Annotated in this window: 10 protein-coding genes and 2 pseudogenes; 4 read left to right on the forward strand and 8 right to left on the reverse strand. The window is 47.8% G+C overall.

The window, feature by feature from the left end; genetic code table 11:
* The 3 genes from QUB08_RS25810 to QUB08_RS25820 all read right to left on the reverse strand — a co-directional run.
* Nucleotides 1–609 (reverse strand): hypothetical protein (locus QUB08_RS25810; RefSeq protein WP_333228331.1); only part of this gene is annotated, 609 nt, incomplete at its 3' end.
* A 247-nt stretch (nucleotides 610–856) separates the two neighbouring features.
* The gene (locus tag QUB08_RS25815; protein ID WP_333228333.1) at nucleotides 857–2,056 is read right to left on the reverse strand and encodes an SDR family oxidoreductase; all 1,200 of its coding nucleotides are present in this window, start codon (nucleotides 2,054–2,056) and stop codon (nucleotides 857–859) included.
* A 190-nt stretch (nucleotides 2,057–2,246) separates the two neighbouring features.
* The gene (locus QUB08_RS25820; RefSeq protein WP_333228335.1) at nucleotides 2,247–4,466 is read right to left on the reverse strand and encodes a tetratricopeptide repeat protein; all 2,220 of its coding nucleotides are present in this window, start codon (nucleotides 4,464–4,466) and stop codon (nucleotides 2,247–2,249) included.
* Nucleotides 4,467–4,728: 262 nt separating this feature from the next.
* Between QUB08_RS25820 and QUB08_RS25825 the strand changes: the two genes are divergently transcribed.
* Nucleotides 4,729–5,889, forward strand: coding sequence for a COP23 domain-containing protein (locus QUB08_RS25825; protein ID WP_333228337.1), 1,161 nt, complete (start codon nucleotides 4,729–4,731; stop codon nucleotides 5,887–5,889).
* Nucleotides 5,890–5,964: 75 nt separating this feature from the next.
* Here QUB08_RS25825 and QUB08_RS25830 read toward each other — a convergent pair whose 3' ends face one another.
* The 4 genes and pseudogenes from QUB08_RS25830 to QUB08_RS25845 all read right to left on the reverse strand — a co-directional run bounded on the left by QUB08_RS25830 (nucleotide 5,965) and on the right by QUB08_RS25845 (nucleotide 10,542).
* Complete coding sequence (locus QUB08_RS25830) at nucleotides 5,965–7,251, reverse strand: serine protease (RefSeq protein WP_333228339.1); 1,287 nt, start codon at nucleotides 7,249–7,251, stop codon at nucleotides 5,965–5,967.
* 142 nt (nucleotides 7,252–7,393) lie between these two features.
* A complete protein-coding gene (locus tag QUB08_RS25835) occupies nucleotides 7,394–8,203 on the reverse strand; it encodes a hypothetical protein (RefSeq protein WP_333228341.1) in 810 nt (269 codons plus the stop codon).
* Between the two features lie 47 nt (nucleotides 8,204–8,250).
* Nucleotides 8,251–9,711 (reverse strand): annotated as a pseudogene (locus QUB08_RS25840) (iron uptake porin).
* A 240-nt stretch (nucleotides 9,712–9,951) separates the two neighbouring features.
* The gene (locus QUB08_RS25845; protein WP_333228343.1) at nucleotides 9,952–10,542 is read right to left on the reverse strand and encodes a hypothetical protein; all 591 of its coding nucleotides are present in this window, start codon (nucleotides 10,540–10,542) and stop codon (nucleotides 9,952–9,954) included.
* A 331-nt stretch (nucleotides 10,543–10,873) separates the two neighbouring features.
* On the opposite strand from QUB08_RS25845, the gene QUB08_RS25850 reads away from it, so the two are divergent.
* Entirely contained in the window at nucleotides 10,874–12,409 is a 1,536-nt protein-coding gene (locus QUB08_RS25850) for an FHA domain-containing protein (RefSeq protein ID WP_333228345.1), read from the forward strand.
* A gap of 44 nt (nucleotides 12,410–12,453) precedes the next feature.
* Nucleotides 12,454–13,107 carry an ABC transporter permease gene (locus tag QUB08_RS25855; protein ID WP_333228347.1) on the forward strand — a complete coding sequence of 218 codons (654 nt, stop codon included), beginning with the start codon at nucleotides 12,454–12,456 and terminating at the stop codon, nucleotides 13,105–13,107.
* Between the two features lie 33 nt (nucleotides 13,108–13,140).
* Here the strand turns inward: QUB08_RS25855 and QUB08_RS25860 are convergent.
* Nucleotides 13,141–14,162 (reverse strand): annotated as a pseudogene (locus QUB08_RS25860) (IS4 family transposase).
* A 161-nt stretch (nucleotides 14,163–14,323) separates the two neighbouring features.
* Between QUB08_RS25860 and QUB08_RS25865 the strand changes: the two are divergent.
* A complete protein-coding gene (locus QUB08_RS25865) occupies nucleotides 14,324–14,647 on the forward strand; it encodes a hypothetical protein (RefSeq protein ID WP_333228349.1) in 324 nt (107 codons plus the stop codon).
* Nucleotides 14,648–14,706 lie beyond the last annotated feature (59 nt).

The raw sequence follows: 14,706 nt of genomic DNA on the forward strand, positions 1-14,706 counted from the left end.
ACTAGGTTCTGTGCTATTCGACGGCAGGGAAACTGTAGCTGGCGCTGCATTGTTTGGCAGTTCCTGAGATAGGATCGAGTTAGCACTCGGCGTGGTCGTGAGGGGAAAAACTGCACTAGGTTCTGTGCTATTCGACGGCAGGGAAACTGTAGCTGGCGCTGCATTGTTTGGCAGTTCCTGAGATAGGATCGGGTTAGCACTCGGCGTGGTCGTGAGGGGGAAAACTGCACTAGGTTCTGTGCTATTCGACGGCAGGGAAACTGTAGCTGGGGCTGCATTGTTTGGCAGTTCCTGAGATAGGATCGAGTTAGCACTCGGCGCGATCGCAGATGTCAAGGAATCGTCAGCGTTGCTGCTGCCACTTTCTCTGACTTCCTGATGTTCTACTTGAGCCTTGGACGGGTCGATTAAAACATCTTCAATTGCAGTTATCCTCCCTGAATAGCTGCTGGAAGCGGTGGCAATTTCCCCTGTTTTTACAATATCTTTATCACCACTTGCAGTTGCCCCAGGCGTTGCTTCTGTACTCCTTGCCACCTCGGACGCAGCCACCGGTGCAGCCCACAAAAATACCCCAACAGCCAATAAAAAATGCTTTGCTCTCACCATAACTCCTCACTTACACCTAAACTACCATGTGATTGCTTCGGAAATGCCAGCTATGGCAGATAATTTTCTTTAATTATATATATATATATCCTATTGTCAAGGACTTTTTTGGGAACTTATGTAACTAAATATAACATTCCTAAATGATCTCAATTCCCGGCGTAGCCGGAATGATTTTGATATAACAATTCCCTGAATGCTTTTGCCGATTATTTGCTTCCCGTCAATACCTGTTTACACTGAAAACTTAAGTGAGATTTAAGCCAAAATACTGCTGCTTGGCAAAGTCCATCAATTTCATAAAGTTATCTTTGTTGATAGGCGGACATTCTATATTAAGCTTGTTTTCCAAACTTCTCAAATTGTCAGTTTGAAAATCCATTGATTCAGACAGCATATACGGCTGCAAAACTCTTCCAACAGTCCTATAGTAAAGTTTTTCCAATGAGTTTTTATTGGTTGGTTCTTCGGGGCTGGGAATGCAGCCCTTAACCGCGATCGCCTCTAGCATCCACTTGCCATATTCTATATGCGGAATTGGTTGGAGATTAGCGATGTGGTAAAAAGTTGAGGGATCACTGTGAATGCAAGCGCCATAGATAATTTTCACTGCATAATCTACGGGAACGATATTAAGTCCGCTGTTATAATTTAGGTGAACTCGCAGGGGCATTTCTACAATTTCACTATATAACTTATTTAAAGAGTTCACGCTTTCATATTTATTTTTAACAATAAAGGCAGGAATACTATAAAAAACGTCAAATTTTTTAGTAGTACCTATTGGTCTCTCGATCAGCCTCCCAGCTAGAACCGAAGGTCTAAAGACCCTAAACTTCATTGCTTTATTTCTGAAATAATCTCTCACTAACAATTCCGATTTAAGTTTGGAAGATTCATAAGGATTGCGAAATAAATTATTTGTATTGATCGAATCTGGTTGAATTTTACCTACTTCCATTCCGCAACTAAATGCTGTTCCAATATAAATAAATTCTCTCAGATTTAGGATTGAAACTAAGTCTAAAACCCTTTGAGTACCCTTAACGTTGATTTCTGAGCATGAAAATTCAACGCTGCGATCGCACCTTAAATCTGTGAGAGCGGCAACATGAAAGAAAAAGTCTATTTTAGCTTGCTTTAAGTTGCTTAATTCAGGCAGTGATAAAGCCAAATTATCCTGAGTTAAATCAGCAGGAATTGGGATGATACACTGTTTGACTATAGGTTGCAATTTTTGCTCATATTCTTCTTGACTCAAACCCAAATATTTCCTGCCATCATTAGCCATCAATTTTTCCAGGGATTCCCCCAACTGCTCAGCAGTTTTAGCTCGTCCCAAAGCAAAGATTTTTAACCGATTTAATTGAGTAAAATTTTGCTTAAAAATCTCAAAAAGGAGATTGCTTCCAAGGAAACCAGTCGCCCCTGTCATTGCCACTATCATCTATCTATCCTGCCTGTTGAAAAACGGGTTTAACTAAACAAATATTCGGCTAGATCAAGCATCAGCGCGATGCCTACGCCGGCGATTTGCCATCGCGGCGAAATACCCATCTGCGCCAACAGCAGATTTTCTCACAATTCGTACCTGGCGAATGCAGCTAGCTGCAAGATTGCCTGTCACTTTTTTCGCCTCATAACTTCTGCCGCAACTTTTTCCGCGCCTCACTCGCTGCTTGGAAGTCAGGCTTAAGCCTTATTGCCTCGTCATAGGATTTTAGCGCTTCATCATTCCGTTTTAAATTCTCTAGAACAGCAGCTCGGTTCGCCCAAAGAAAGGGGTCATTGGGCTCGATATCTTTGGCTTTTTCAAAAGCAGCTAGCGCTTCCTCATTTCGGTTCAGCGCACTCAGTGAAATTCCCTTACCTACTAGCGCTTGAGCGTCTTTTGGTGCATAGCTGAGCGCTTTGTCAAAAGATTCGATTGCTTCTTTTTGTTGGTTATTTTGGCTGAAAGCTATGCCGCGATCGACCCAAGCCGGAGAGAAGCTTGACCGAATTTCTAGGGCTTTATCAAAGGATTTAATCCCTTGTATAAAATCTCCTTTTTCTGCTAGTAACGTTCCTCGGTTGTGCAGCGTCAAATAATCGTCCGGGCGGATTTCCAGGGCTTTGTTATAAGCTTGCAGGGCTTCATCTGCCTTCCCTGTCACGCGCAGCGCATTGCCTTTGAGTACCAGTGCCGGATAGAAGTCGGGGTTAGCTTTCAGCGCTTTTTCTGCAGAGTCGAGTACATCGTTGAAGCGCCCCAACTTGCTGAGCACAGAACCCCGTTCGACCCAGCCTTTCAAATTATTAGGGTTCGCTTTAAGCTGTTCGTCGTAAGTTGCCACTGCCTCCTCATAAATTTTGAGCGCTTCTGGCCGCCGATTCAAATACTCTAAGGCGATACCTTTGCTGTACCAAACTGAGGGGGACTGAGGCTTAATTTCCCGCGCTTTGTCAAAGGCAGTAAGAGCATCTTCGTAGCGCTTCAAGCCAATGAAAGCTCTGCCTTTGCCATACCAGGCTTCGGGGTCGTTATCAGCAGCTCTGAGCGCTTGCTCGTGAGTGTCTAGCGCTTCTTGGTAGCGCTGCAATTCATAAAGCGTTTCGCCTTTTTTGTTTAATGTTTTGGCATCGTTCGGCTGGAGTTGCAGCGCTTTGTCATAGGCACTGAGGGATCTTTCATACCGAGCGAGAGCTAGGAGCGCATCTCCCCTGCCCTTCCAAGCTTGGGGGTCATTGGGTTTGCTGTCAATGAGTTTCTGAAAGGTGTCTAAGGCTTTTTCTGGTTGGTACTTATCTAGCTGTTGCTTAGCTTGTTGCCAGTAAAAATTGGGTTCGTAGAGCTTCCACCCGCCCAATAACGCAGCAGTAACGACACCTGCGATCGCCACTAAGTGCCAGGGTTTAAAAGCAAACCCCTTAGTTGAGGCAATCGGCGCCGACGCTGGAGTCGGAGCGGGGCGGAGCGCTGTTTCCCGCGCCTGAGTTGGCCGCGCCTGAGTTGGCCGCGCCTGGGTTTCCCGCGCCTGAGTTTCCCGCATTTGCGTGGGCTGGTTGAATTCCACTACCATCGCCTCTAAGTCGCCCACCACATCCTCAACGCTCTGGTAGCGCTGCTGACACTCCAAGCGCACCATTTTATCCAAAATCGCTGCCAGCTCGTCGCTCACCTGCACTTGCTCCCGCCAGTTGTGCAAATTAATCTGTAAATCCCTTATGTCTTTTCCCGTCAAAGCTTTAATTGCTGTGACGCCCAAGGCGTAGATATCGCTGTTCAGGCGGGGATGGCCGTTTTGTTGTTCCGGAGGCGTATAGCCATAAGTGCTGACGGCAACAGTTTGAGCGTTTGTCTCGATCGCTGGCCGGTTGGAACTGTTAATGAGTTTGACAACGCCAAAGTCAATCAGGGCTAAGTTTCCGTCTCGCTTACGCCGGATGATGTTGGACGGTTTAATGTCTCGGTGGATGACGTTGTGGCTGTGGACGTACTTGAGGATAGACAGGATATCTTGCAACAGGGCGATCGCCTGCGGTTCCCTGAAACGCTGCAAACGCTGGAGTTCTTCGCCTAGCGTCTCGCCTTCATAATATTCCTCTACCAGATAAAATTCTTCATTTTCTTCAAAGTGGGCAAACAGGCGCGGTATCTGGTCGTGGCCTTGCCCTAACTTGTGCAGAGTAGTCGCTTCTCGGTCAAATAGGCGCCGCGCTGTGGCTAAGTCGGCAGTTTGAGGCTTGAGCTGTTTGACGACGCATTGGGGAGTTCCCGGTAACTGCGTGTCAACAGCTAGATAAGCCTCACCGAAGCCCCCGCCTCCCAACCGCCGGATAATTTTGTAGCGTCCACCTAGTATTGTCCCTTGCATGGTGTTTGACCTAAGCGAGTTTCTATTTGAGATTGAGCATTTAGTCCAGAGCGCCAGAGGTGTACTTTGGCAGTAAGGATAACTTTTGATGTCCCCTTGCCATCTATTACCTACTAAAGATATTATATGAGATAGAACCTGTCAAAAAACTCCACTTGCCACTAACGGCAGGTGAATAACGACACATAAATGAGAGAAATTAAAGCAATACAGTCAGGCAAGGCTTTATCAAAGTTTAATGTATTAAACGGAGAATATGTTTATGAATAGGCTAAAGCGTACAGGTAATTTTAACAGGTTAGCAGTCATTGTCGGACTCGCAGGGGTGATCGCACTCGATAGTTTCTCAGCCGCATTTGCCCAGCGGTTTTACCCTTATTATCGCTTTTTCAACCGGGGCGCTGCCTACGAATCACAGGATAGTCCCACTTTAACTTTAGTTGAGGGGCTAAGCAAAAACCGCAATCTAATAACTTTTACGGCCTTCTTGCAGAAAGCGAACTTAATCCCCCTGCTGTCAGGAAATAATCAGCTTACCATTCTCGCACCGACAGAGGAAGCGTTTGCTGCCTTGCCCCCAGGGATGTTGGAAAAATTATTGCGGCCAGAAAACCGAGAACTGCTGCAAAGAATTATCAGGTATCACGTCATTCCGGGCGAAATCAGTGAGAGCGACCTCATAAGTGGAGAACTCAAAACCATAGACGGCACGACAGTCAAAGTTAGTGCTAGCTCTAGCGCCACTCAAGTAATTATCAACGACGCTACTGCTAGAGAATTGCCACTGTTAGCAAAAAATGGGGTGATTGTCAGGATTGACAGGGTACTCCTGCCACCGGGTCTGATTCCCCTGGGTGCTACTTCCAGCAACCCGCCGATCGACCCAGAACAAACTCTTGCCGCGCAACCCGCCCCAATACAACGGACAAGCTTTATTTGCGCTTCTGGCGCTAACGGTTTGCCCACAACTTATGCTGTCACGACGCGAGGGCAAGTCCCAGTGATCCGCTGGTTCTCTGATTATTTCAGCGGGGGTGGGTTCACGCCGGAAAGACGCTGCCAGGAGGTTTCTGCCCGCTTCCAGAATTTTTACAACTCCGGGCAACTCAACTTCATCGCCAGCGGTTACGTGAACGGGCAAGCGGTGGTGTGCGCGGCACAGGCTAGCGGGCGTCCCTGTAGTGGCGCTAATGTACTATTTACCCTCAAACCGGGGTCGAATGCTGGAGACACAGTACAACGCTTGTTCAACATCCGCGCTGGCGCGAGCGGCCCTCTCTATGAAAGCCAAGACGAACCCAGCGCTGTTTACATTGACTTCAAGCAATTCCTCAATAACACGGTGGTTGAAGGTGTTGGTGCAGCAGCCAGTCCCGACGCTCCTGCCCCCAACGCCTCACCGTCAGGCGGTTTGGTTTGGTAGCAGGCAAGGGATTGGCACAGAAGCTTAGAGGTAAGGGAGAGAGCAGAAGTTTTAAGTTTCCTTCTGCTACCTTCCTCACGGGCACGGTTCTCCTAGCAAAATAGTGCCGCACCCGCCGGAGGGTACTCCGTCTCTCAGACGACTACCCAGTCCAGAAAAGGAGGAATATTCCTTGTAAATGTCGGGGATAACATCGCTGGGATCGTCAAATGCGCCTGAAGTGCGATCGGCGGCAATGTCAAATTCGACGCGACCGCTGCTGCCAAAAGGGACTTGAACGGCTTGACCAGCCAACCCTCTATTAATCAACTCAACATTAGGCATTTGCAAGTTGAAGGGTAAACGCAGTCTGCTCTGCTGGGTCAATTCGATCGCTTGATTGACTTGCTGCGAACCGCTAAACCTCTGCCTCAAACTGTTGGTGTCAGGCATTTGTCCGGGCGCATCCGGGCGATCGCTCGATTGCAAGAAACTGTCAGCACTGCCCTCGTTTCCACACAGTTGCTTGTTGCTGCTGCCCAGGCCGTGATTGCCGACAAGACGGCCGTCTTTGTCAAATACAGGCCCGCCACTCATCCCAGCGCGAGTGCAGTCGGTGTAAAAGATGCTGTAGCCTTGGTTGCTTGTATCAGGCGAGAGTTTCGCCCCCACAGATCCCCATGCTAAACGCCTCTGCCTGCGGGAAACCGGGCGGACGCTTTGGCCGGCTTGAGCTTGCTCGAGTTCGGGATCTGGCCAGCCGGAAATGTAAACCCGATCGCCAATTTTGACTGTGCTGGCATCTCCTAGAGAAGCAACGGCGTAGTTTTTGGGGCTGGTAAAACTGATGATGGCTAAGTCGATGCCTTTGACATTATCTTCACCACCATTGCGATTGACGGTTTCTGTACCGGGGTCGAAGCGATCGCGACAGCCGAATCGGATCAGAGATCGCGCCTCAGCGATGCCCCTAAGCGGACAACCCCTGCCGTCATTGACACCTTCGATTTTGTGAACTTCGCCGTCCCAAGTACGGATACCGTAGAAGGGAATCCCGCCAGAGTTCTGCCAGAAATCTGGAGTATCTAAGTACCTCTGCAAGAAGTTGTGAGCGACTGTTAAAACGTAGTATTTATTCCCTTCGCGAGCCACGATCGCCCCTGATCCTGGGTTCCACCCTTCTCCCTTCTTTAACGGGTTATTGCGGTTCTCCTCCAAGTCCCGACGCAACTCCGGGGTGAGCCCGGGCGCGATCAGTACCGTTGTCTGTCGGGCGATGGAATTGATTTCCGGTGGGGAAAGTTCCGCCATAGCAGGCATTGCTTGGACTCCTATGGCGAGGCCAGCCAAAAGTTGTCCCACTATCAGTTTGATAGACAACATATTCACATTTCCTCATTAAGTTAGCTAATTTAAAACTTACACAACTGGCACATAAAGCAGGGTGCATCAGAACCATCCATCCTCGATAGTCGTTGTATAACCTCGTCTGACGCACCCTATAAACTAAATGTTTTTTAACTTACTAGCCTGGAATAATGCCGATGCCACTGCAAAGGCATTTTCCCGGCTCTATTTTCTCGATCCGCTTAGCGGTCAATTGGGCGGCCGATTGACCGGTTAGCAGGGCCCTTGCAGTATTTCTATCGCCAGAATTTCGACTCGCTGGCACTTGGATAAAAATCGCTTGCGACGGGTTATTCGGATCGACTAACTGCACGGTGGCGCTAACAAAACCATTATTTTCGTTACCGCTGGCGCTGTATTCCCTCACACCGATGACAGGATTTGGCACGCCATTAATCAAGATCGTACCATTTACGTTCAAAGTTCCTCTTTGGGGACTAGAACCGGAAATGACATTAGAAAATTGCAGGTTAGTGCCGTCAGTGCTGATAAAAGAGCCGTTCAAGAAAGCAGGATTATTTATCGGGTGGTTAGTTGTCCGGCGACTATCATTAATACCCACTGTGAGGGTGCCGTTAAGGCCTGTCGTGAAAACTCCAGACAGAGGCTCCAGGGTAATGGGAGAATTCTGCACTGAATCGCCAGAGAAAGCATTGTCTGCCCCATCCAAGGCAGAGTTCAGGAAGTCGCCAAATCCAAACCTCGGCCTCCTCTCTTCTTCAAAAAAAGCAGTCCTTGGTCGAGAGCGAGATGCCGCAGGTTTAGTTTCGGTTGCTTGTGCAATTAAAAAGCTGGTTGCATTTTGCTGTGCAGTTTCGACCGCATTTGTTGGTGCTACGCAACTTAAACTGAGGAAGCTAAAAGCAGCAGGCAACACCCAGAGGCTGCCACCAGCTAAAATGCGCGTAATTTTTTGTTGAGTTGCCATTAAATTTTCCTCTTTTGCGAGTTAGCAGCTAACTACTACAGTAACAGTTAGAATCTGAAAGTCGTGCGGATTGTGCCGATATAGATCGTGTTGTTGCTGGCAAAATTGCCAGGGTTTGTCACTAAGAAGAAACCGGGCGTGACCGAAACAGAATCACTGAGGTTGAAGCGGTAGAAAGCTTCAACGTGCAGTTAAAAATCTTTGCCTCCCGGCAACCCAGTGGATGCAGAAAAATCCTCGTACTGCACCAAACTGGGCGGCTGGCCGACTACGATCCCCAGCAAGTCTCCCTGCTGGATCAGGTCAGGAAATCCTAAAGCAGTGGCAAAGGTCGTGCTGACAGCGCCGGATTGAGTTTTGGAGGCATAAGCGCCCATAAGACCGCCCCAAGTGGCGAACATGAAGCGAGGGGTAACGCGCCATTGAAAACTGCCGCCGACAGCGCCGATATTTGAGCGCTGGTTGATGAATCCAGAAGCGTCAGCCGCGCCGCTGCCTGTAAAGGTTCCCAAGCGGCCGTTGGGAGATGAACCGTAGATGACGGTCAAACCAGTTTGGGCGCTATTGCCTAATAGGAATAAAAATTGTCCGCCGGCCACCCAGTTGTCTTTGCCAAATACCGCTCCCTGGCTGGGACTGCTACCATTTCTCGCGCCGTAAGCTAACTGCAAGCGGAAGCGGCGTCCGATCAGCCAGTCCATCCCTACGCCTGTATCTAAGTCGCCGATTTTTAAGATGGGGTTGGCTTCTCCGAAGCGGGAAATGGCTCCTCGGCCGCTGTCATAGAAGGGCGAGTTGGCGGTGAGGACGCTGCTGAGGTTAAAACCTGCGGGGCGGAGGGTGAGAACAATGCGATCGTTCAAGACGGGAAAGCGGTACTCTACCATTGAGAGCTGGATTTGGTTGGCGGTATCTGACTGAAAGGATAGCAGGGAAGTAAAGGTGTTGAGGGCGCTAGGTTCGGCAAAGCCTCGGCCTCGGAAATTCCCTGATTGCAGTTCGATTCGCAGCCTGTCTTTTCCTGTAAAGGTAGTGACAGTTTGCAGCCGCACCAAGTTTGTGAAGGCGAGGTTGGATTTGCCTTCGCCTGGGGGGTTCCCGCCCCACGCTTGAGACAGCCCGAAGATCGCTTCTCCGCCAAAAATTGTCGTGCCACTGGTAAAACGATTTGCTTCTAACTCTGTCGTCCGCGCTTCTAGCAAGTCAACTCGGCCGCGCAGGGTTGCTAGTTCCGCTGCAAATTCTTCTTGCAGCCGTTGCACGATGCTTAAGTCTTCTTTGGTGATGTAATCGGCTGTCTTGGCTCCAATTTGGGTTCTAATTTGGTCTAAGCAAGCATTCAATCCAGCGGCAAATTCGTAGCGAGTTAGTGCTCGATTGCCTCGGAAAGTACCGTCGGGGTAGCCAGCAATGCAGCCGTAACGCTCAACCAGCGATTGCAGGGCTTGAAAAGCCCAGTCTGTGGGCTTTACGTCTGAGAGTTGGGAAACAGATGTTACTTGCCTCATTAAGTTGGAGGCTGAATTGTTTCCTGTTTCTTGAACTACCTCATTTACAGGTCTCGGCGTGCCGAGCGGGGCATCCTTTAAGGATTGAGCAATGGCTGTTGCTGCTGCACTTGTTTGAAATTTTGGTTGTTGATTTTTCCGGGAGTCAGAAGGTGTTGCTGCGATCGTATTGGATGAAGTGTTTGGTATTGTTGGAGACAATTGTAATTGGTTATTGTTGGTAACAGCAATTTTAGGCTCTTATCTTACTGATTCTATGTCGGGATTTGTCTCGGTTGTTTCTAAAGCCCGATCCGCTTGGTTATTAACCGTAACAGGGGGCGTATTGGATGAAGTGTTTGGTATTGTTGGAGACAATTGTAATTGGTTATTGCCAGTAACAGCGACTTTAGGCTCCGATATTAATGATTCTAGGGCTGGCTTGATCTCGTCGGTTTCTAAAGCCCGATCGGCAGGCGATCCCGCCCGGTTGCTATTCCCTGCTGCTTCAAGGATTTGCGGTGACTCGACAGGGCGATCGTCGCGGACGATATGTTCTCCGCTCATCAGGTTTGCCGATCGCGCCTCGGCGACACCGCGATCGGCAAATTTAGGAGGACTGCTCGATTTTTGCTTCCTGACTTCCCGATCTCCCCTAAGCGGTTCTAAACTGCTTGGAGCAGCCCCCGCAAGCTGCTCTTGGCTTGCAGCAAGAACCTGTGGCGCTGCTTCTTCGGCAACGTTTCCTTGCGACTCTAACGAAGGTAGATCCTCAGAAGTTTCGGCAATTGCCGCAGGCGATGCCAACAGGATTCCCCAGATGCTGTACAATAATAAATATTTTGCTTTCATGCTCGCTCCTCACACTCACAAGTTCTAGCTACCGTAGCTAAGCTGTATGTTACATTTTTTACCACTTTTTAGATTAAAAATATTAATTTTTCTTAAACAGCGCCGGATAGTTAAGAAGAGAAACATCTTTGACAAAAGTCAGTGGCAGTGTGAGATAAAAGATATAAGATTAATGAAAATAGCTCTCTATGCTTGTATCGCCAGCAATTTTAAAAATTCACAAGGGTAGCGAGCCTGTCTGGGAATAAGCTGTGTTGCATCTAGATTGCCTATGGTATTAGAGAGGGAGAGGGGGAGAAGAGGAGAGGGGGAGAGGATTTGACGATTTTTGATGGGGACTCGAAATATACAATTTAAATGCACAACAGCTTACTCAGTTAATACTGAAGTCGTAACTATCGGGCGTGCTACCAACAGCGATTTAGTCATTAATGACCCCCTGGTGTCACGCCAACACGCTCAAATCAGTAGAAAAGGCGATCGCTATCAAATTACAGACCTCGGCAGCACTGACGGCACTCGCGTCAACAACATCCTGCTCCAACCGAACATTCCTCACTTCCTAGCAAACGGCGACACCATCAGCATTGGCAATAGCGAATTGCGCTCGATCGTTCAGGCAAACGCTCCAGAACCCACGGCTGTTGCAGTTCAAAAACCTTTAGATGAACAGGTCACAGTTGCCGCCAAACACCTGCTTGGCAATGAAACAGTCTTCGTCAGCCAGATCGATATGCGCGGCCGCCAAAGCCTGACAATAGGGCGGGATTCGCAAAACGACACGGCGATAGGACACCCATCCGTTTCTCGTTTCCACGCTCGCTTGCAACGGCAAAGCGGCTCGGTCATCATCAAAGATTTGAACTCGACGAACGGCACCTATGTCAACGGCCGAGCCGTTAAAGAAGAAAGGGTAATGAAAGTCAATGACAGCATCCGCATCGGCCCGTGCCGTTTTGTCTTCAATTTCGATGAAACTTTCGCCACTTATAACGAAGAAGGCAACCTGCGGCTTGATGCTGTCCACCTGACTAAAGTTGTGGGGAAAGGCACGAAACTGCTGAATGATATTTCCTTGAGCATTAAGGCGCGGGAATTTGTGGTGATAGCCGGCGTCAGCGGCGGTGGCAAGTCCACCCTCCTCGATGCCCTCAACGGCTTCCGGCCCGCTACCAGCGGCTCCGTCCTTGTCAACGGGGTTGACCTGTACAAGAACTTCAACGCCTACCGCAACGAACTCGGCTACGTTCCCCAGAAAGACATCATCCACCTGGAATTGACAGTTGAGCAAGCCCTCGACTACGCCGCCCAACTGCGGATGCCTGCGGACACCCGGCCGGCGGAACGGAAGCAGCGCGTCAAAGAAGTGTTGGAAGATTTGGGGCTGACTCATCGCAAAGACGTGCAAGTCAAGGCCCTCAGCGGAGGTCAGCTCAAGCGAGTATCGATCGGCGTGGAACTGCTCACCAAACCCAGCTTGTTCTTCCTTGATGAAGCCACCTCTGGACTAGACCCCGGCACTGAGTTCGAAATCATGCAGCTCTTGCGACAACTGGCAGACCAAGGCCGCACCGTCTTGCTGATCACCCACGCCACGGAAAATGTCACCCTCTGCGACTTGGTAATCTTCATGGCAGCAGGTGGCAGAGTAGCTTACTGCGGCCCACCACAAGACGCCACTACCTACTTTGGCGTGCAGAAATTCAATGAAATTTACCGAAAAGTAGAGCGGGAAGAGTCACCGGACTACTGGCAACAGCGCTACCTGCAGTCTTCCCATTATCAAAAATATGTAGTAGAGCGGCAGCTATCGCGACCACCAGCCGTCGCTGGCGAATTGCACCCCCCCCTGCTAAACAACCGTTAGCTCATCGAGCTAAGCGGGTTTCGGCGATCAGAGAGTTTGCCATTTTGTCCCAAAGAAATCTAGCAATATTAATACAGGACAAAGCCGGTTTATTTTTAATGCTGGCCGTTGCTCCTACTCTAGGGCTGCTAGATTTTGTTACTTGGAAGCGCGACTTATTTAGCCTCGAAACAGGAGATGCAGGTCAGGCAATTACTATGCTCTTTGTCACAGCTCTCATTGCTGTGATGGTAGGCAGCCTCGCCACCATGCGGGAAATTGTCAAAGAAAACGACATCTACCGCCGGGAACGGATGATCGGGCTGCAAATCATCCCTTACATTTTGTCGAAAGTTTGGGTAGGCATTCTCTTGGCTTTGTATCAAGCTGCTGTCTTTTTGCTGTTTAAAAACTTGGCGATCGACTTGCCAGGGGGGACGGAAGCGTTAACAGGGATGTACGTCACCCTATTCCTCGCCTCGATCGCAGGCATGATGATGGGCCTATTTGTATCAGCTCTTTCACCGAACCAAAATATCGCACCGCTGCTGACTATCATCTTTCTCGTCCCGCAAATTACCTTTGGTGGCGGGATGCTATCCATCGACGCTCTTGGGGCTCCTGGCCGCCTCGTCAACCAAATCACCATTACCAAATGGTCTTTTGAGTCGCTGTTGACCCAGAGCAGAAGTGTTGAACGCTTATTGATAGGATTCTGAAAATAGACATACGAATCCTATAAAATGCTGATTTCAGCAATTGAAAACAAGTTCCTTAAACCAGTGAATATAGCTGATTTTCTCACACATAAAAGCCTGTAAATATCGTAATTTGTCTAAGAGTTTATTTCCAATTTTATCAGGAAGTTCAACTAACTGAAGCAATAAATAACAAATCAAACAGGCATAGATTTGGATCTTGATTCCCTTAGTATTTTTAGTAATTATACGAGCCAGTTTTAAATGCATTTTTAAGAATTTCCACAGCAATTTAATCTGCCATCGTCTGCGATAAATTTCTCCAATTTCTTCATTGGTGTATGCTAATTCTCCTGATTCAGGTAAATTAGTGACAAACCTAAATTCAGTTCGTGTTTCTAAATCTGAAAAAGTCACTAATCTTACTTGAACTTTTCGTTTGTCACTCCACACTTCATAAGTTCCATCCTCCTTCATGTTGATAGTAGAATTATTCTTAATTCGTAGTACAAAATATTGATTTTCTTGTTTCATTAATGCTTGAACGCGTTCCGAACTCGAAAAACCTCTATCCATTACAGCGACTCCATTTTGAGGTGTGGCTGCTACAGTTTTATCTCCATGCTCACGGCGTCATGACCTTGGCCAAAATGAATGTGTACTCCATCAATTATTCCCCGTTCATTGTCCGTTCCAGCAAATAATTTTACTTGATGGTATTCCTGTTGCCATAGTAATTTACTTGTCAAGGTAACTATCGTTGAATCTAAAGGGAATAAGCTGAGACAATCTTTGTTAATTAATTGACGTTTTATATCGGCTTGTAATCTTTAAAATATTTTTACAAAAACATCAATATTTCTCTGCTTACTAGCCTTGGAAAAAGTTGATATATCTAGGGAAATATCTCGACTGTTTAAACGGGAAAATAGGGAACGCATAGTATCCAGACTTTGGTCAAAACTAAACCCTAGCCAGCAGGAGACAAATGTGAAGCTATCTAAAACTGGATAATCATCTTTGGGTAAATGGGCGAGATACCGTTTGACAATTTTGGGGAAGTTAGAAAATAGCATTTCAGTTGATTATTAATAATTTATAACTCTGCAATTATACATTTTTGGGCCAATTTTAGCAATCTTTTCCTATCATTCAACACTTCTGGATCCAGAGTAATCTGGGGAGTAACATTGTTGACGATCCATGCTGGCAGTTAAGCAAGGACGATCGCAATAAATTGTCGCAAACTGACAATAAAAACCGCTGCGAGTGTCTGGGAGAAAAACTATTCAAGACTTGCAAGTTTCCCGGAATCAAGGGTAAATATGATCCTGTAATCGACCAAACCGAACCCGCGAAGCCACAAGATCCTGGGAAAGCGCCGGACAATCCCGCTGAGTTCGGTACTTATCAGGAAAAAGTTGATAGCTACAAAGCGGAGATTGACTCTTGGCAAACAGACTACAGCGAGTGGAAAGGGAAATACGAGGGAACGATTAAAGGCGGAGAAGCTCTCTTAGAGAACTTTTATAATAAATACGGCTCAGTGCGATTCGTTTAACTCAAATGGATAGAAATATCTAGGGACGGTTAGCCTAACTTATCGGTTAGGACAACTAA

The organism is Microcoleus sp. BR0-C5, from assembly GCF_036705045.1.
Classification (GTDB): Bacteria; Cyanobacteriota; Cyanobacteriia; order Cyanobacteriales; family Microcoleaceae; genus Microcoleus.